The sequence below is a fragment of the Gluconacetobacter entanii genome (assembly GCF_003206495.1).
GTDB lineage: Bacteria > Pseudomonadota > Alphaproteobacteria > Acetobacterales > Acetobacteraceae > Novacetimonas > Novacetimonas entanii.
Window position 1 is genome coordinate 47,476 of the sequence record NZ_NKUF01000001.1, and the last position, 17,544, is coordinate 65,019.

The following is a 17,544-nucleotide window of genomic DNA, read 5'->3' on the forward strand; positions in this document are numbered from 1 at the left end:
GCATGTCAGTGTTTCCCCCATGGCCGGACCAGCCACCGCTGCGCTGCGTTTTCGTGCGTGACCTGCTGCTGGAGGCCAATATCGGCGTTTTCGCGCATGAGCAGGGCGTGACGCAGCGTATCTGCGTCAATGTCGCCTTTGGCGTGGCGGACATGCCGGGGCTGGATGTCGGGGAGGATGAACTCGACCGCACGGTTTCTTACGAGGATGTCGTGCTGCTGGTGCGCGACCTTGTGCGTCAGGGTCATGTGCAACTGGTGGAGACGCTGGCCGAACGGATCGCGGCGGGGATGCTGGCCGATGCACGGATTCGCGTGGCGCGGATTCGGGTGGAGAAGCTGGATATCTTCGCCGATGCACGGGCCGTAGGCGTGGAAATCGAACGCCGCAGCCCGCATCCCGTCCCGTGACGGGGACGGTGCGCGGCGTCATGTCGCGCATCGCGGGCAGGGCCGTGCGGGCGATGCCACCGGCGGCATTGCCGCCGGGGCGGGGGCGTCAGTTGTCGTGGTCTTCCTTGTCGGTTTTCAGGTCGATGTCGGCGCTGCTGATGTCATCATCGTCGTCGTCATCGTCCAGGCCGACTTCATCTTCCATCACATCATCCGTGTCGGCATCGGTATCGAGATCCGTATCGGGATCAAGATCGTCGGGGGCCGTCTTCTTGGCGGACTCGGGTGCGGCCGGTTCCACCGGACGCCGCACGCGCGGCAGTTCCACCGGCTGTTCCGCACCGCATTTCGGGCAGACTGCCGGATTCTTGTTCAGGTCATAAAAGCGGGCGCTGCAGGAGACACAGACGCGCTTGGTGCCGAGGTTGGGCTGGGCCATCTTGAACCTGTCGATCCTGTTCTGTGCAAAGGAAATAAAGCCACCGTCGCGATGTGGCAAAAGGGCGCAGCCCCATGCCAGTTTGTTCGGCGTATGTCAAACGATGCGCTCCATGCAATGGGGGAGGGGATGTTTTTGTGTCAATATCGGATTGACACCCGGCGCAGGAATTCGGAATTGGAACGGTATGAAAACTGCCCAGATGTTACCGTCCCGCCCATCACCGTCCCGGGGCGTGGTGGCCCGTGTCCATGGCCGCCCGCTGTCCCGTCCGTCGCTGTCGCGCGCCCTCCTGGGCGGGTGTGACGTGGGGATGGTGGCATGACCGCGCCACTGGTCATTGCCGTTGACGGACCGGCGGCAGCGGGCAAGGGAACGCTTGCGCAGCGGCTGGCGCGCGCGCTGGACCTGCCGTACCTCGATACCGGGCTGCTGTATCGCGCGACGGGGCGGCGCATGCTCGATGCGGGCCTGGACCCGGCTTCGCCGGCGGATGCGCAGGCCCGGCTGGTCACGCTGGGGGACCTGTCGCGCACCGACCTGCGTGTCCCGCAGGTGGACCGCGCCGCAAGCCTTGTCGCGTCGCAGCCCACGGTGCGGCGCATCCTTGTGGGGATACAGCGCGACTTTGCCGCCCGCCATGGCGCGGTCCTTGACGGGCGTGACATCGGCACCGTGATCTTTCCCGATGCCCGGGTAAAACTGTTCGTGACCGCGTCGCTTGGCGCGCGTGCGCGGCGGCGGTGGGAACAGATGGCCACGGACCCCGACGCCCCCGACCGCGAGGCGCAGATCGCGCGCGTGGCGCAGGAACTGCAGGCACGGGACGTGGCCGATTCCTCCCGCGCGGCGGCGCCGCTGCGCGCGGCCCCCGACGCCATCCATATCGAGACCGATGACATGAGCGCGGACGAAGTCCTGGCCGAGGCGCTGCGCATTGTGGCGGACATGACGCGCTGACACGCATTTGTGGGCGGTTTTTCGCGCTGTCCCTTACGTTTTTATTGACACGGACGGGTCAGAGGGTGTCTGTGCTTGGAAATGTTGTCGTGTCGCCATCCGTGGGGGCGCGACGCGTGTTTGTGTTGGTCGTCAGGCATGCCATGACCGTGTCATGGATCGCAGCCGGACAAGACGTTCCGATCAGGGTCATGCAGGATCATGAAGCGGGGCGCAGGATTTTCCGGCCCTCCCCATGGGTCCGGCCGGATACGGGATTTACAAGTAACTCATGGCTTCAGCCACAACACAGCCTACCGCCGAATACGCGGGTGGCGAGGACTTCGCCGCCCTTCTCGAAGAGACCCTGGGCCGCGATAGCGCATTTGACGGTTCCGTCGTTACGGGTCGCGTCGTCCGCCTGACGGACGAATTCGCGATCGTCGATGTCGGCCTCAAGAGCGAAGGGCGTGTCGCCCTCAAGGAATTCGGCCAGCCGGGCGTGACCCCCGACGTGAAGCCGGGTGATGTCATCGAACTGTTCGTCGAGCGTTACGAGGACCGTGACGGTTCCATCGTGCTGTCGCGTGAAAAGGCGCGGCGCGAGGAAGCGTGGACGAACCTTGAAAAGGCGTTCGAAGGCAACCAGCGCGTCAACGGCACGATCTATGGCCGCGTCAAGGGTGGCTTTACGGTTGACCTTGGTGGCGCGATGGCGTTCCTGCCAGGCAGCCAGGTTGACATCCGCCCCGTGCGCGACGTCACCCCGCTGATGGGTGTGCCGCAGCCGTTCCAGATCCTGAAGATGGACCGTGCGCGTGGCAACATCGTCGTGTCGCGTCGCGCCGTCCTCGAGGAGACGCGTGCGGAACAGCGCAGCGAACTGATCCAGGGCCTGAAGGAAGGCATGATCCTCGACGGCGTGGTCAAGAACATCACCGATTACGGTGCGTTCGTTGACCTCGGCGGCGTTGACGGCCTGCTGCATGTCACGGACATCGCGTGGAAGCGCATCAACCACCCGTCCGAGGCCATGCAGATCGGTCAGCCGGTCCGCGTGCAGGTCATCCGCTTCAACCCCGATACGCAGCGCATCTCGCTGGGCATGAAGCAGCTTGAGGCCGATCCGTGGGAGAACGTGGCGATCAAGTATCCGCCGGGTGCCCGCTACACCGGTCGCGTCACGAACATCACCGACTACGGTGCGTTCGTGGAGCTGGAGCCGGGCGTCGAAGGCCTGGTGCACGTTTCCGAAATGTCCTGGACGAAGAAGAACGTCCATCCGGGCAAGATCGTCGCCACTTCGCAGGAAGTCGACGTCATGGTCCTGGATGTGGACAGCGCGAAGCGCCGCATCTCGCTTGGCCTGAAGCAGGTCCAGCGCAACCCGTGGGAGCAGTTCGCCGAGGAACACAAGGTTGGTTCCGTGGTGGAAGGCGAGATCCGCAACATCACCGAATTCGGCCTGTTCATCGGCCTGTCCGCGGACATCGACGGCATGGTCCACATGTCCGACCTGTCGTGGGACGAGCCGGGCGAAGTCGCCATGACGCATTACGAAAAGGGTCAGGTCGTCAAGGCCAAGGTCCTGGACGTGGATGTGGAAAAGGAACGCATCTCGCTTGGCATCAAGCAGCTGCATGAAGATCCGGCGGCCGACACCCTGAGCAAGGTGCAGAAGGGTGCGATCGTGACCTGCATCGTGACCGCGGTCCAGTCCAACGGCATCGAGGTCAAGGTTGACGACGTGCTGACGGGCTTCATCCGTCGCGCCGAACTGGCCCGCGACAAGGCCGACCAGCGTCCGGAGCGTTTCGCGGTTGGCGAACGCGTCGATGCGAAGATCGTGTCTGTTGACCGTGCGGCCCGCAAGCTGGCGCTGACGATCCGCGGCCGTGAGGTCGAGGAAGACAAGCAGGCGATCAACGAATACGGCTCGTCCGACAGCGGCGCGTCGCTGGGCGATATCCTTGGTGCGGCGATCCGTCGTCGTAACGCCGAGAGCTGATATTGTTCCGTTCCCTGCCCTTCGGGGTGGGGAATACGAAAAGGGCGGTACCTTCTGGTGCCGCCCTTTTTTATTGTCCGTCACGTTCGACAGACCTGAATCATAAAGAAGTTTTTGGTGAAGCTTTTTTCAAAAAGCTTCAAAGACACCGCCTTTTTGAAAAAAGGCGGCGCCCAAGAACCTTTGACGTTATCAATCCCTTACGGCCCCTTGATGATCTCGGCCATGTCGGCGGGACGCAGCCAGCGGGCAAAGGCGTTCTGCACGTCCTGCGCCGTCATGTTGTAATAGGCATTGGCAGCCGTATTCCCGTTATCGAGCGGCAGGCCAAGGCTGCTGAGATGCAGGTAGGTCGCGGCAATCGAATCCAGACTGGCCTGTTGCAGCGACAGGCCATGCAGCAGGCTGGCCTTGGCCATCGTCAGTTCATCCTCGCCCAGCGGATGGGCCTGCATGTCGGCCACGTCGCGCAGCGCCGCGTCACGCGCGGGCGCGACCTTCGACGGGTCGGCCCCGAACGTGATGGTATAGGCCGCGCGCTGCCGGTGCCATGCCAGATGGCTGCGCACGGTATAGACATATCCCGTGCGGACCCGCAGGTCACGATAGAGCCGCGAGGAGAACCCGTCGCCCAGTGCCTCGTTCCCCAGTGTCAGGGCGAAATGGTCGGGATCGCGCGCCGTCAGCCCAAGGCTTTCGGCCAGGGTCACGCTGTCCTGCACGCTGGACTGGTCCGGTACGCGGGCGACGGAGGCATGGCTGTCGGGACGCGGCGGCAGGTCCACCACGGGGGCGGGGCCGGTTGCGCGCCATGCGCCGAATGTCGCGCGCACGGCCTGCAATGCCTTTTGCGGGGCAATGTCGCCGGTAATGACAATGGTCGTCAGGTCCGGACGATAGGCCGCATTATAGAAGGCGCGACATTCCGCGAGCGTCAGCTTCATGACCTGTGCCGGGTCCGCCTGCCGCAGTGACGGGTCATGCGGCGGGGAGATGGCGGATTTCACCGCGCGTCCCACCAGGTAATCCGGCGATTGCAGCAGGCCAGCCAGCGAGGACGCGGTGTTCATGCGCACCACCTCGAACGCCTTTTCGGGGAAGGCGGGGTGCAGTTCGTTGTCCGCCAGCAGCCGCAGGCCCTTTTCAAAGTCCTGCGTCAGCACGTTCAGGCTGAACTCCGATCCCGCGCTTTCGGTCGCGGCGATATCATCGAGCGCTTTCTGGAAGCTGACGCGGTCATGGGTCGTGGTGCCGTAATGGAACAGTTCATCCGTGATATCGGCGATACCTTCCTGCCCCACGGGTTCCTGCATGTCGGAGTTCTGGCGCACCACGCCATACACGCTGACGGTATGGCTGACATGGGCGGGTCGTACGATCAGGTGCAACCCGTTGGGCAGGACATAGCTGGCTGGTGCCGGGGTGGGCGTGGGCGGCGCCAGCGTCATCAGGTCCTTTTGCGCCCATTGCGGCAGGACCACCGGATGGTCCGGCGGGGCGGCAAAGGATTCGGAGCCGCCAAATCCCTTGCCCGCCACGGGATGGCCGGAGGAGCGCGGCGTCAGGATGGCGGTCACGGCCTGCGCGGGGTCGAGCACCTGCCGGGCAAGGCGGTTCACGTCCTCCGGCGTGACGCTGGCATAGGCACTGGCCAGTGCGTCAGGCGAATCGAGTCCCATGACCGCCACCGCCTCGGACCAGCTTTCCGCCAGTCCGGAAATGCTGTTCGCGGCATAGCCAAGCTGCGCCAGTTCCTTGCGCCGCGCGGCATCCACCAGGTCCGACGGCACGCCATGCGCCCGCAGCGACGCCAGCGTGTCACGCAGCGTCTGCAACAGCGCCGACGGGTCCTTGCCCGCCGGGAAGGCGGCCAGTGCAATGCCGATTCCCGCATCCGCCTTGGGCGCGTAATCAAACCCGGTCAGCAGCGCCTTGCCTTCGGGCACGAGGTCGTAAAGCGCGCCGCGCTGGCTGGAGAGTACGTCCGACAGGATCTGTGCCGTGGCATAGTCGCGCGCGCGCTGCCCGGGCATGCGGCTGGCGATCGCGACCAGCCCGATGGGATAATCGGTCGGGAAATGCAGCAGTTGCGGCTGCACCGCGCCCGGTTCGATGATCGGGCGTGCCGGCAGGGCGCGCGCAGGCAGGGGGGAGAAGATGTCGCGGGCATGGGCCAGCGCCTGGTCGGCATCGACATTGCCGGTGATGATCAGGATGGCGTTATTGGGCGCATACCAGTCGCGATAGAACCGGCGCAGCATCGCCGCATCCGTATGGTCGAACGATGCGCGCGTACCCAGCGCGTCATGTTCATAGGGCGTATGCGCGAACAGGATCGACTGCAGGCGCGAAAGGTACTGGTAACCGGGGCTGGAGAGATCGCGGGAGACTTCCTGCTCGATCGCGCCGCGTTCGCGTTTCCAGTCGGCCTCCGACAGGGTCAGGCCGTTCATGCGCAGCGCCTCGATCCGCAGTGCGATGTCGAGGTCTTCGGCCGGCGCGGTATAGAAGAACTGCGTCGTGTTTTCCGTGGTGTCCGCGTTGTAATTGCCGCCCATCCGCGCGCCGATGGCCGAAAGCTGGTCCTTGTCGAGTCCTTTGCTGCCACGGAACATCATGTGTTCCAGCGCGTGCGCCGTGCCGGGGAAACCGCGCGGTGCGGCGGCCGACCCGACGAGGTAGTTCATCTCCGTCGTGACGACGGGGGCAAGCCGGTCGGGCACGATGATGATGCGCATGCCATTGGGCAGCGTCGTGCGCACTGGCGCTTCGGCCCCGGCCTGCTCAGGCGTGGCGGGGGCTGGCGATGGGGCGGATGCTGTCCATCCCGGTGTGGACAGAAGGCTGCTGCCCGCCATGAGGAGGGAAAACAACGTGGGAAACAGGCGTTTGTTCATGCGTGACAGGTTACGCCGCTTTGCGCGGGGGGGCCAGTTCCCGTCCGCCCTTTGCGTGGGCGGGGCGATATGGCCTATGTCATGAAAGGTGCCGAATATACGCGAAAGAGCATCATGATGACACAGGAACAGACCGACGCCATGCCCGCCCGCGTGGTGCGTGTCGTGGATGAGGCTGTCGCCAGCGGGCGCGTGGTGGGGGCCGTGGTGATGGTCGCCCGCGACGGGCGGGTCGTGTTGCGCCATGCGGCGGGGATGGAGGATCGCGAATCCGCAGCCCCGATGCGCGTGGATACGTGTTTCCGGCTGGCCTCCGTCACAAAGCCGGTCGTGACCGCGCTGGCCCTTGCGATGGCCGAACGCGGGCAGGTGGACCTGGACGCCCCGGTGTCACGCTACCTGCCGTTCTTCCGCCCCGTCCTGCCCGATGGCGGAGCAGTGGAAATCCCGCTGCACCTGCTCCTCAGCCACACAAGCGGCCTGTCCTACGGGTTCCAGTTCCCGCGTGACGACAATCCGTATGCGCGTGCCGGGGTTTCCGACGGACTGGCCGAACCCGACCTGTCGCTGCATGAAAACCTGCGGCGTCTGGCGCAGGTGCCGCTGACCTTCGTGCCGGGGACGGGGTGGGCGTACTCACTGGGGCTGGATGTCATGGGGGGCGTGCTGGAGCAGGCGGGAAATGCGTCCCTGCCGGATCTGGTGCAACGCCATATCGGCGACAGGCTGGGCGGATGGGCGCAGACCGGGTTCCATGCCCCTGCGGACATGATGCTTGCGACCTGTTATGCCGACGGGCGTCCCGCGCCGGTGCGCATGCCCGCGGATTACCGCCTGTCGCGCCTGCTGCCCGGTGGCGCGGTCTCGGACATCCATTTCGTGCCCGATCGTGTGCGCAATCCCGCCTCCTACCCTTCGGGTGGGGCAGGGATGGTTGGCACGGCGGAGGATATCCTGACGTTCCTTGAGGCCGTGCGCCGTGATGGCGGTCCCCTCCTGTCGCCGCAATCGGCGCGGCGTTTCGGGGCGAACGCGGTGGGGGACGTGGCGATGGGGCCGCTCAATCGCGGGCGTCGCTTCGGCTTTGGCGGGGCCGTCGTGGTGGACCCGGTCCAGGCGCGGACGCCGCTTTCGCCCGGCAGCTTTACGTGGGGCGGGGTTTATGGCCATCAGTGGACGGTGGACCGCGCGCGGGGTATTTCCATCGTGATGCTGAGCAACACGGCGCTTGCGGGGATGGCCGGTGCATATCCCGATGCGGTGGTGCGGGCGGTGTACGGGGTATGAGCGTACGCGGCGGATGGCAATTCGACTGTTACGGGAAGTGCAATGTCTTTTGGTGATCGCGTCAACCAGTTCGATGCATGGCTGCTCGATCGGGTATTCCAGCCTTTTGCCGATGCCCTGCCTGAACGCCTGCCGGCAATGGAACTGGGGATGAGCTTTCAGGTCGGCTCCATCGTGCTGTCGGCCGTGTCGATTTCCGCCCTGCTGATGCTGGAGGGCATGTCGTTCAGCAATGTCGTGACCAACATGCTGGGATGGTGTTTCGAGGTCATCTTCTACATCGGCATCCACCGCATGCGCGGCATGGTGCGGCCTGGATATCTCAATCCCCTGCGCGGGATGCTGGCGGGGATGCGCCCGATTTCCGTCCCGTTCGCGATGTATGCGATCTATCAGGCCGTGACGGCGGAGCGCGCCTATGAACTGGCGCTGTGGTTCAATTCCCTGTCGCAGATCGTGTTCGTTGCCGGGATCTACCTGATTTCATGCCACATGCCGCCACCGCGCCAGCGTGCGCGGCAGGGCTTTGGCCGTGGGTTCCAGCCCAACGAAACCTGACGGGGCCATCGCGCGTCACCAGGTGACGCGCGGGCCGGCGCATCAGAAGTCGATGCAGCGTCCCTTGACGGTCCAGTCATTGTAACGGGTGGGTTCCGGTCCCTTTGGGCCGCCACGCTCGTTCGGTTCGGCAGGCTGCTTCAGGCGGACCTTGTCTGCCTCTTCCAGCGCCTTTTCGGATGTCAGGGGTTCGGGATGGGTGTCTTTGTCGCTCATGGGACAAAGTGTCGGTCCAATCGCGGTGCCGGGCAAGGGCAAAAGGACGTGATCGCGGTGTCCTGAAACCGGGTGCTGTGATCCTTGGTAGAAAGATAAAAGTTTTTGGGTGCCGCCTTTTTCAAAAAGGCGGCGTCTTTGAAGCTTTTTGAAAAAAGCTTCACCAAAAACTTTTTATGATTTGGCTTTTACTGATGCTCCGACTGCGCGATGCGCTGCTGGACGGCCATGCGCCATGGTGCGTCCGCCGGGGCCGCATCCAGCGCACGCCGGTACAGGTCCGCCGTTTCGGGGGAGATATGGCCACCATCGGCCATTGTCTGCGCCTCCGCCGCGCGGGCGGCGAGTTCGGGTTCGAACCTGCTGGCGATGGCTTCGCGCCATGCCTGTGCTGCCGCGGCGTAATGGTCGCGCGCGGCTTCCGCCTGACCCAGCAGGACATAGCCCTGAAATCGGCTCGGGTCATCGGCGGGCATGTGCTGCAGGCTGTCGCGCAGGCGGTTGATCAGGTCGTCATTGCGATGGTCCGCCTTGTCCGCCGCTGCAAGGCGCGGGGCCAGCGGCATCGCGGGCATGGAGGGATGGCCGCAGGTTAGGTAAAGCCCCACCGACGCCAGTGGCAGCGCAAGCAGCGCCGCCGAGATCGCCAGCGTGGATGCGCCATGGCGTGGGGCGGGCACTGCCATGTTGTCCGAACCCAGCAGGCGGCGCTGGATCTCCAGCCGTGCGCTATCATGTTCGGTGGGCGCAATCAGCCCTTCGGCCAGGTCACGGTCAAGTTCGACCATCTGCGCCTGATGCAGTTCAAAGGCGCTTTCACGTTCATCACGCAGCAATGTCGTCCTGCGGAACGAGATGAGGCAGGGCAGCAGCGCGATTACGCTGAGCAGGAAGATACCAATCCAGATCATTATTTTCTCAGCGCGGTCGGGTCAGGTCGGCCAACCGCGCGCGCTCGGCGTCGGTCAGGGGCGGGGGGGAGGATGTCCGGGGCCGGCGGAAGGCACGCAGCGCGACCGCAACCCCCACCAGCAGCGCCAGAACCGGCATCAGCCACAACAGCAGCGTGCCAGTGGTCAGCGGCGGGCGCAGGCGGATGAAGTTGCCATAACGCGCCACCATCCAGTCCATGACCTGCTTGTTGCTTTCGCCCTTGGCCACATGTTCGCGCACCACATGGCGCAGGTCACGCGCAAGGTCGGCGCTGCTGTCCTCGATCGATTCGTTCTGGCAGACAAGGCAGCGCAGTTGCGCGCCAATGGCCTCGGCGCGCTGTTCCTGCGCCGGGTCGGGCAGCATTTCGGACGGGTCATCCACCGCGCCAGCCACCAGCGGCAGCAGTGCAAGGCACAGGGTCAGCGCAATCAGCGCGCGTCGCAGGATACGGACGGTCATTGTTTCAGGCGGTCCACGAGGGGCAGGATGGTCGTGCGGATCAGTTCCTCGGTAATCGGGGCGGCGGTATGCCAGCGGATGATGCCCCCCGGCCCGATCAGGAAGGTTTCCGGCACGCCCGACACGCCCCAGTCGATCGCTGCCAGCCCATCACGGTCGGCGGCGATGCGGGCATAGGGATTGCCCGCGCGCTCCACAAAGCCCAGGGCATGTTCGGGTTTGTCCTTGTACGCGATGCCCCAGATCGGCACCTGCGCCTTCAGCGCGTTCAGGGTCGGCATTTCCGCGACGCACGGGATGCACCATGACGCGAAGTAATTGACCAGCACCGGTGCCTTGAGCGCACGCAGGTCGGCCGCGCCAAATCCCTGCGACGGGGGCTGGTCCGGCAGGGTGAAGTCCGGCACCGGCTTGTCCAGCACCGGGGCATGGATGTCATGCGGGTCAAAGGATCCGTGCGACATGCCCGACAGCATCCGCCAGAAGGCAACTCCCGTCGCCCCGGCAAGGACAAGGGGAGTCGCCATCAGAAGCCGCCGCCGCGTGGGGGAGGAGGGAGGGGTGTTGTCGTTCATGCCGGTGTCACCATGTTTGCCGCGCGTGCCCGGCGCGGCGCGCCCACGCGCACCCGCCGGTCCGACAGCGACAGCGCGCCGCCGATGGCCATGACCAGTCCGCCCAGCCACATCCACGGCGCCAGCGGGTTGTGGTGCAGGCGCAGGACATAGGTCGGGTCGGCATCCGTCCCATGCTTGTCCCCCAGCACGCCATAGGTATCGGAAATCAGGTTGGTATGGATCGCGACCTCGGTCGTGGTCTGGTGCTGGCTGGCGAAGGTGCGCTTGGCCGGATGCAGCGTCGTGACCAGGCGGCCATTGTGGCGTACCTCGATCGTCGCGATCATGGCGTCGTAATTCGGTCCCTTCGCATTGCGCACGTCCGTCAGGGTCCATGCGTCACCGGCCAGCATCTCGGTCTGGCCGATATGCACCTCGACAATGCGGTGGCTGGCCTGCGACATTCCGGCCAGGCCAAGGACCGTGATCCCCACGCCCGCATGCGCCAGTGCCGCGCCAAACACCGCGCGCGGCAGGCTGCGCGCACGCTGCAGGCTGGCGGACAGCGGCTGTCGGAACAGGCGCAGGCGTTCGACGATGTCGGTGGCGCTGCTGGCGATGACCCACACCGCCATGCCGGTCGCAAGGATCGGCAGGATGTCGCGCATGCGCACCATGGCGATCACCAGTGCGACCAGCGACACCGCCGCCGCCCACCACAGGCGGCGCAGGACCGGCCACATATGCGCGCGCTTCCACGGCATCATCGGGCCAAAGCCCATGAACGCCATCAGCGGGATTGCCAGCGGGATGGTCGTCGCGTCAAAGAACGGCTTGCCCACCGAAATCGTCTTGCCGAACAGCAGCGACATGAAGGGCGGGTACATCGTGCCCGTCAGCACCACGGCGCAGATCGAGCACAGCAGGATGTTGTTGAGCACCAGCAGCCCCTCGCGCGAGACGGGGGCGAACAGGCCGCCGGTCGTCAGTTGCGGCGCGCGCATGGCGAACAGCAGCAGCGAGCCGCCGATGACCAGCGCCAGCAGCCCGAGGATGAAGATGCCGCGCGCCGGGTCGTTGGCGAACGCATGCACGGAATTGAGGATGCCCGAACGCACGAGGAACGTGCCCGACAGGGAGAAGGAGAACGTGCCGATCGCCAGCAGCACCGTCCAGATCTTTAGCCCCTCGCGCTTTTCCACGACAATGGCCGAATGCACCAGCGCGGTGCCCGTCAGCCACGGGATGAGCGAGGCATTTTCCACCGGGTCCCAGAACCAGTAACCGCCCCAGCCCAGCACATAGTACGACCACCACGACCCCAGTGCGATACCGCAGGTCAAAAAGCACCAGGCTGCAACCGCCCACGGCCGTACCCACCGGCCCCATGCCGCATCGACCCGCCCCTCGATCAGGGCGGCGATGGCGAAGGCGAACGGCACGGCAAAGCCGACATAGCCGGTGTAGAGGATGGGCGGATGGAACGCGAGGCCGGGATCCTGCAGCAGCGGGTTCATGCCCTGCCCGTCCATCGGCGCGGGCCAGACGCGTGCAAACGGGTTGGAGGTCAGCAGGCAGAACAGTTCGAACCCGGCCGCCACCCCGCCCAGCACCGCGATCACGCGCGCCTGCAGGGCGGACGGCAGGTTGCGCCCGAACAGGGCGACCGCACCGCCGCAGATCGACAGGATCATCGCCCACAGCAGGACCGATCCCTCATGGTTGCCCCATACGCCGGTAATTTTGTACAGCAGCGGCTTGTCCACCGCGCTGTTGGCCGCGACGTTCTGGACCGAGAAATCGTTGGTGATCGCCGCATGGATCAGGCAGGCGAACGACGTGATCAGGCACAGCATCTGCCCCACCGCCAGCGCGGGCGCCAGCGCCATCAGGCGTGGGTCACGGCGTTGCGCGCCGATCAGGGGCAGGATGGCCTGCCCGGCGGCGATCCCGCAGGCCAGCGCCAGGGCAAAGTTTCCAAGTTCCGGATTCATGGCGGCAATCAGCTTCCGTGCTGCGTGGGGTCGGATGCCTTCGCAGGCGCGTCCTTGGCGGTCATGGTGTTCCAGCTTGCGGCGTCGGGCGCCTTGCCGTAACGCGGGTCCCACTTGCCGGTGCGCTTGAGTTCCTCGGCCACTTCCTTGGGCATGTAGGTCTCGTCATGCTTGGCCAGGACCTCGGTCGCGCGCATCGTGCCGTCGGGGTTGATCGTGCCCACGGCCACCACGGACTGTCCCTCGCGGAACAGGTCGGGCAGGATGCCTTCATACCGCACGGTCACGGCGTCCTGCCCGTCGGTGACGTCAAAGATCGCAACGGGCGTGTCCTTCACCTTCTCCCGCCGGACACTGCCTGCGACCACCATGCCGCCAAGGCGGATGGTGCGGTCCTTTGGCGGCGGTTTCGTATGCACCTGCGACGGCGCCATGAAGAAGACGATGTTCGATGAAAACGCATTCAGCGTCAGCGCGGCCGCCGAACCCAGTCCGATCAGGCACGCGATCACCAGCCACAGCCGGCGCGTCTTGCGCGTCATGCCGGGCGTCCCGTCGTGCGGGCGTTGCGGCCTGGGCGTTCGATCGTCGCCAGCCGCGCACGCGCGCGGCGCAGCCGCAGCGCGGCATTGACCGAAAGGACGACGGCCACGCCAAGCGTCAGGCCGTAGGCTGCGATGATATAGGGAAGATGGGTCATGAAGCGTTACCGGTGGAGGAGTCCTGTCGGCCCCGGTTCGCGGCCAGGGCGGTGCGGATGCGGCTTTCCATCACGGCGGCCCGCAGGCGGGCGAGCACGATGGCCCCGAATCCCAGCGTGAAGCCCAGCGTCACGACGGCAAGCGGCCACAGCATGGAGGTGGACATGGTCGGCGCGCCCGTCACGGTGATGCTGTCGGGCTGGTGCAGGGTGTTCCACCACTGCACGCTGAATTTGATGATCGGCAGGTCGATCGCCCCCGCCAGCCCCAGGATCGCGGCGGCGCGGTAACCACGTTGTGGTTCGTCAAACGCGCGAATCAGGGCAATATGACCCAGATAGAGGAAGAACAGGACCAGCACCGATGTCAGCCGCGCGTCCCACACCCACCATGTTCCCCACATGGGCTTGCCCCACAGGGAGCCGGTCGCAAGGCACACGGCGGTGATGGCCGCGCCCACCGGGCCGATTTCCACGGCGGCAAGGTCCGCCAGCGGATGGCGCCAGACAAGCGAGAGGAGCGAGCACACCGCAAGAGCCATATACCCCGACGATGCCAGCCATGCGGTGGGCACATGGACATACATGATCCGCACGCTGTCCCCCTGCTGCCAGTCGGCGGGAGAGAGGAACAGCCCCCACACCAGTCCGGTGATGGACAGCACAAGGGCGGGCCATGTCAGCCATGGCTGCAGGCGTGCGCCAAGCCGCAGGAAGCGGCCGGGATTGGCATAGCGATGAAAGAGGTTGCCTGTCCGTGCGGTAAGGCTCTGCGTCGCGTTCAAGGTTTAAGTCCATCCGTGCCGTGGGGCACCCGTCAATAAGGGAAAGGGATCCGCAAAAAACCAGTCTCTTGGCACATGTGCGTGTGCCTGTGTTTTCCTGCTCTACACTATCGTGTCAAAAAAGACACGGCCAGTCCTGTCCAGACAAGGCGCGGGGCCGTGCAAAGAGGAGAAAAACATGCTGTTCGCGATTATTTGTACTGACAAACCCGCATCCCATGAAACCCGCCAGGCCACCCGCACGCGGCACCTGGCCTACCTCGAAACCTATCGCGAACGGCTGGTGCAGGGGGGGCCGATCCTGGATGCGGACAACCGTCCGTGCGGCAGTCTTCTGCTGATTGACGTGGCCGACCGCGCTGCCGCCGAAGGCTTTGCCGCGGGCGACCCGTATGCCAAGGCCGACCTGTTCGAGAGCGTGGTCATCCGCCCGTTCCGTTCAGTTTTTCGTGATGGCGCACGGGTGGAATGAAACGGGCATGGCCTACTGGCTTGTAAAATCCGAACCCGACGCGTTTTCGTGGGACGAACAGGTCGCCAATGACGTCGAACCCTGGACGGGCGTGCGCAACCACCAGGCAAAGAAGAACCTGATGGCGATGGCCGTGGGTGACCGCGCGTTCTTCTACCACTCCAATGTCGGGCGGGAGATCGTGGGCGTGGTGGACATCGTGCGCGCGGCCTATCCCGACCCGACGGACCCGCAGGGGCAGTGGGTCTGCGTCGATGTGCGCGCGGTGGGGCCGATGCCCCGTCCCGTGACACTGGCGCAGATCAAGGCCGACCCGACGCTGGCAGACCTTGCGCTGGTGCGGCAGTCGCGCCTGTCGGTCGTGCCGGTGTCGGATGCGCACTGGGCCCATCTGTGCCGGATGGGCGAATGGGCGCGATGACCGCCGCGTAAGGCAGCGCGCCATGACGCCGCCGCTCCCGCACATGAGGTATGACATGCGCACAGGTGGCGATTCCCGCTGCCTGTGCGTTGTCGTCACATGTCGTCGGCGGGGGCATCGCGCGGGTGGCCCGGCTTTTTACGCGGGGTTGCCAGGCGGCAGGCGAATTGCCAAAGGCATGCTATGATGTTCAAAACCACCAGACCGGTCCGCGTGCGTGCGCGCGCCGGTACCCAGGCGTGCCAGCAGGCGGCGGGGATACCGGCGGGCATGGGGCACGGACGGCGGGACCACAGGGCACCATCAGGCAAGAGGGCATTGCAATGAGTACAGGTACCGGGAGCGAGTTGGCGCCGATGGCATTGGACAGCACGTCGATGACCGAACTCCAGCAGGCGCTTGAGCGGGTGGAGAGCGGACGTGGCGTGATCGTCCGCCTTGCGGACCTGATGGGTGGCGCGGTGGGACAGGCGGCGCGGCTTGGCGTGCGCAGCCTTGGCATGGCGCCCGCCTTTCAGGCGAAGCTCCAGTCCATGGCGGAATCCGCGATCACGCGCGCCTTTGACGTCGCGGTCCTGGGCATGCGACCGACAGAGGACGTGCGCGCCGAACCCGGCGCCCTGTCGCAGTGGCGCGATCCCGCGGTCCGCACGGCGGTCGCGGTTTCGGGGGCGGTGGGTGGCTTTACCGGCCTTCCGGGACTGGTGGCCGATGTCGGGTTCACCACCATGACCATCATGCGTGAAATCGCGCGCATCGCCCGCGAACAGGGCGAAGACCTGTCCACGGCGGATGCGCGCACGGCCTGCCTCGAAGTGTTCGCGCTGCGGGCCTTCCCGTTCGCCGCGCGCGACCAGGAAAGCGAACTGGGATATTTCTCCGCCCGGGCGATGCTGCGCGGGCGTCCGGTCGTGATGCTGATCAGCGAGGTCGCCACCCATTACGGGCTGGGCCTGTCGCGCAAGCTTGCGGTGCAGATGATGCCGGTGGCGGGCGCGCTGTGCGGCGCGTCGCTCAATTCCGCCTTCCTTGCGCATTACCGCGCCGTGGCGCAGGCCCATTTCACCATCCGCAGGCTGGAGCGCGAATACGGGCCGGAGGTGCGGCGCACCGCGCAGGACCTGCGCACCCATGTGGCAGGCCAGGCGGCGGCGGGACAGGTCTGACATACCCGTCCGTCCCGGCGGCACGGGCCATCGCCGCCGGGAGGGTCGGTTATTTCCCGGCCGGGGGCGGCAGCGTGGCGTCAGGCGTGCGCCGCGTGATGCCCAGCACCAGCGCCACCACCGCGAAGATCAGGTAAAATCCCTCCAGCGTCTGGCAGTAGCCGCCCATATGCGGGAAAATGAGTTCGATCACATAAGTCCCCGCCGCAAAGGCGAGGAAGACACCCGCGATCCCCATGAACCTCTCCCCCCGTCAGGCCGTGACCGGTGTCGGCAGCGGCCGGTTGGCCAGTGCGGCCTCGATATTGTCAACCGCCAGCATGCCCATGTCCGTGCGGGTTTCCATCGTGGCGCTGCCGACATGCGGGGTCGCGAACACGTTGGGCAGGTCCACAAGGCGCCGGTCCGGGGTGGGTTCATTGCGGAACACATCCAGCCCAGCCGCGGCGATGTGCCCGTCACGCAGGGCGGCGATCAGTGCGTCCTCGTCCACCAGCGCGCCGCGCGCGGCATTGACGAAAATGGCCCCGCGCGGCAGCAGCGACAGCATCCGAGCATTGATCATCCCGTCCGACGCGGCACTCGCGGGCAGGTGGAGCGACAGGATGTCGCAATGGGGCAGCATCTCCTCCGGCGTTGCGAAATACCGCGCGCCCTGTTCATCGTCCGCGCTGAGGCGACGGCGGTTGGAATACAGGATCTTCATGCCGAATCCGCGCGCGCGCTGCGCCACGGCGCGGCCGATGCGGCCCATGCCGATGATGCCCAGCGTCTTGCCCGCCACGCGGCAGCCCAGCATCTCGTCCATCGCCAGCCCACGTCCCCAGCCCTTTTTCATCAGGTCGAGATATTCCGCCGCACGCCTTGATGCCGCAAGGATCAGCAGGAGGGCGAGGTCCGCGTTGCAGTCCGTCAGGACGTCCGGCGTGTTGCTCAGCGCGATTCCACGCCCGAGAATCGCGGGAATGTCCAGATGGTCGGTGCCCACGCTGACGGTGGCGATGACGCGCACGCTGGGCGGCAGTTGCGCCACCTCGGCCGCGCGCACCGGCAGGGAGGTGGAGACCATGATCGCGTCCGGCCTGAACTCCTGCGCCGCCGCCACAAGCTCTGCCGGGGTCATCTGCGTTTCGGGGACCGCAAAGAGGGTGAAGTCCTTCTGCAGGCGTGCCATCACGGCAGGAGTCTGGCGCTGGCCCAGGAGCAGGCGGGGGCGAGGAGATGCCATGGTAAAATGTCTTCCCTTGAAACAGAATGGCGGCTTGTGGCTTGTCCGCAACGGGGCTCCGGCCTTATGACGCAGGGCGCGGGGCCGGGT

The 17,544-nt window shown here is 65.7% G+C and carries 20 protein-coding genes; 8 read left to right on the forward strand and 12 right to left on the reverse strand.

The window, feature by feature from the left end; genetic code table 11:
* Nucleotides 1–2 precede the first annotated feature (2 nt).
* Entirely contained in the window at nt 3–410 is a 408-nt protein-coding gene (locus CFR72_RS00225) for a dihydroneopterin aldolase (protein WP_110912084.1), read from the forward strand.
* An 88-nt stretch (nt 411–498) separates the two neighbouring features.
* Here the strand turns inward: CFR72_RS00225 and CFR72_RS00230 are convergent, their stop codons facing one another.
* Entirely contained in the window at nt 499–831 is a 333-nt protein-coding gene (locus CFR72_RS00230; protein ID WP_110912085.1) for a TIGR02300 family protein, read from the reverse strand.
* A 321-nt stretch (nt 832–1,152) separates the two neighbouring features.
* Between CFR72_RS00230 and cmk the strand changes: the two genes are divergently transcribed.
* Both cmk and rpsA read left to right on the forward strand, forming a co-directional pair.
* Nucleotides 1,153–1,791 carry a (d)CMP kinase gene (gene cmk, locus CFR72_RS00235; RefSeq protein ID WP_110912086.1) on the forward strand — a complete coding sequence of 213 codons (639 nt, stop codon included), beginning with the start codon at nt 1,153–1,155 and terminating at the stop codon, nt 1,789–1,791.
* A gap of 271 nt (nt 1,792–2,062) precedes the next feature.
* Nucleotides 2,063–3,778: a 30S ribosomal protein S1 gene (gene rpsA, locus CFR72_RS00240; protein ID WP_110912087.1), complete on the forward strand. Its 1,716-nt coding sequence runs from the start codon at nt 2,063–2,065 to the stop codon at nt 3,776–3,778.
* Nucleotides 3,779–3,978: 200 nt separating this feature from the next.
* On the opposite strand, the gene CFR72_RS00245 is transcribed toward rpsA, so the two are convergent.
* Nucleotides 3,979–6,675: a M16 family metallopeptidase gene (locus tag CFR72_RS00245; protein WP_233042939.1), complete on the reverse strand. Its 2,697-nt coding sequence runs from the start codon at nt 6,673–6,675 to the stop codon at nt 3,979–3,981.
* 117 nt (nt 6,676–6,792) lie between these two features.
* On the opposite strand from CFR72_RS00245, the gene CFR72_RS00250 reads away from it, so the two are divergent.
* Together CFR72_RS00250 and CFR72_RS00255 are read left to right on the forward strand one after the other, a co-directional pair.
* Complete coding sequence (locus tag CFR72_RS00250; RefSeq protein WP_110912210.1) at nt 6,793–7,962, forward strand: serine hydrolase domain-containing protein; 1,170 nt, start codon at nt 6,793–6,795, stop codon at nt 7,960–7,962.
* A gap of 42 nt (nt 7,963–8,004) precedes the next feature.
* Nucleotides 8,005–8,520 carry a hypothetical protein gene (locus tag CFR72_RS00255; protein WP_110912088.1) on the forward strand — a complete coding sequence of 172 codons (516 nt, stop codon included), beginning with the start codon at nt 8,005–8,007 and terminating at the stop codon, nt 8,518–8,520.
* 42 nt (nt 8,521–8,562) lie between these two features.
* Here the strand turns inward: CFR72_RS00255 and CFR72_RS00260 are convergent, their stop codons facing one another.
* From CFR72_RS00260 to CFR72_RS00295, 8 genes are all read right to left on the reverse strand, one after another.
* Nucleotides 8,563–8,736: a DUF1674 domain-containing protein gene (locus tag CFR72_RS00260; RefSeq protein ID WP_110912089.1), complete on the reverse strand. Its 174-nt coding sequence runs from the start codon at nt 8,734–8,736 to the stop codon at nt 8,563–8,565.
* A gap of 188 nt (nt 8,737–8,924) precedes the next feature.
* Nucleotides 8,925–9,647, reverse strand: coding sequence for a c-type cytochrome biogenesis protein CcmI (ccmI, locus tag CFR72_RS00265; protein ID WP_110912090.1), 723 nt, complete (start codon nt 9,645–9,647; stop codon nt 8,925–8,927).
* A gap of 7 nt (nt 9,648–9,654) precedes the next feature.
* Nucleotides 9,655–10,131 carry a cytochrome c-type biogenesis protein gene (locus CFR72_RS00270; protein ID WP_110912091.1) on the reverse strand — a complete coding sequence of 159 codons (477 nt, stop codon included), beginning with the start codon at nt 10,129–10,131 and terminating at the stop codon, nt 9,655–9,657.
* Nucleotides 10,128–10,706, reverse strand: coding sequence for a DsbE family thiol:disulfide interchange protein (locus CFR72_RS00275; RefSeq protein ID WP_110912092.1), 579 nt, complete (start codon nt 10,704–10,706; stop codon nt 10,128–10,130). Before CFR72_RS00275 ends, CFR72_RS00270 begins: the two co-directional genes overlap by 4 nt.
* Complete coding sequence (locus tag CFR72_RS00280; protein WP_110912093.1) at nt 10,703–12,682, reverse strand: heme lyase CcmF/NrfE family subunit; 1,980 nt, start codon at nt 12,680–12,682, stop codon at nt 10,703–10,705. Before CFR72_RS00280 ends, CFR72_RS00275 begins: the two co-directional genes overlap by 4 nt.
* Before the next feature lie 8 nt (nt 12,683–12,690).
* Entirely contained in the window at nt 12,691–13,224 is a 534-nt protein-coding gene (gene ccmE / locus CFR72_RS00285) for a cytochrome c maturation protein CcmE (protein WP_110912094.1), read from the reverse strand.
* Nucleotides 13,221–13,382: a heme exporter protein CcmD gene (gene ccmD / locus CFR72_RS00290; RefSeq protein WP_110094643.1), complete on the reverse strand. Its 162-nt coding sequence runs from the start codon at nt 13,380–13,382 to the stop codon at nt 13,221–13,223. The genes ccmE and ccmD overlap by 4 nt, the downstream gene beginning before the upstream one ends.
* Nucleotides 13,379–14,167: a heme ABC transporter permease gene (locus tag CFR72_RS00295; protein WP_110912095.1), complete on the reverse strand. Its 789-nt coding sequence runs from the start codon at nt 14,165–14,167 to the stop codon at nt 13,379–13,381. Before CFR72_RS00295 ends, ccmD begins: the two co-directional genes overlap by 4 nt.
* Before the next feature lie 178 nt (nt 14,168–14,345).
* Here CFR72_RS00295 and CFR72_RS00300 point away from each other — a divergent pair, with 178 nt between their 5' ends.
* From CFR72_RS00300 to CFR72_RS00310, 3 genes are all read left to right on the forward strand, one after another.
* Entirely contained in the window at nt 14,346–14,639 is a 294-nt protein-coding gene (locus tag CFR72_RS00300; RefSeq protein ID WP_110912096.1) for a YciI family protein, read from the forward strand.
* Nucleotides 14,640–14,646: 7 nt separating this feature from the next.
* A complete protein-coding gene (locus tag CFR72_RS00305) occupies nt 14,647–15,060 on the forward strand; it encodes an EVE domain-containing protein (RefSeq protein WP_110912097.1) in 414 nt (137 codons plus the stop codon).
* A gap of 323 nt (nt 15,061–15,383) precedes the next feature.
* On the forward strand, nt 15,384–16,226 hold the full coding sequence (locus CFR72_RS00310; RefSeq protein WP_110912211.1) for an EcsC family protein: 843 nt from the start codon (nt 15,384–15,386) through the stop codon (nt 16,224–16,226).
* A gap of 49 nt (nt 16,227–16,275) precedes the next feature.
* On the opposite strand, the gene CFR72_RS00315 is transcribed toward CFR72_RS00310, so the two are convergent.
* Together CFR72_RS00315 and CFR72_RS00320 are read right to left on the reverse strand one after the other, a co-directional pair.
* Nucleotides 16,276–16,464 carry a hypothetical protein gene (locus tag CFR72_RS00315; RefSeq protein ID WP_110912098.1) on the reverse strand — a complete coding sequence of 63 codons (189 nt, stop codon included), beginning with the start codon at nt 16,462–16,464 and terminating at the stop codon, nt 16,276–16,278.
* A gap of 15 nt (nt 16,465–16,479) precedes the next feature.
* Nucleotides 16,480–17,454 (reverse strand): 2-hydroxyacid dehydrogenase, encoded by a 975-nt coding sequence (locus CFR72_RS00320; protein WP_110912099.1) that lies wholly within the window; start codon nt 17,452–17,454, stop codon nt 16,480–16,482.
* Between the last annotated feature and the right edge of the window lie 90 nt (nt 17,455–17,544).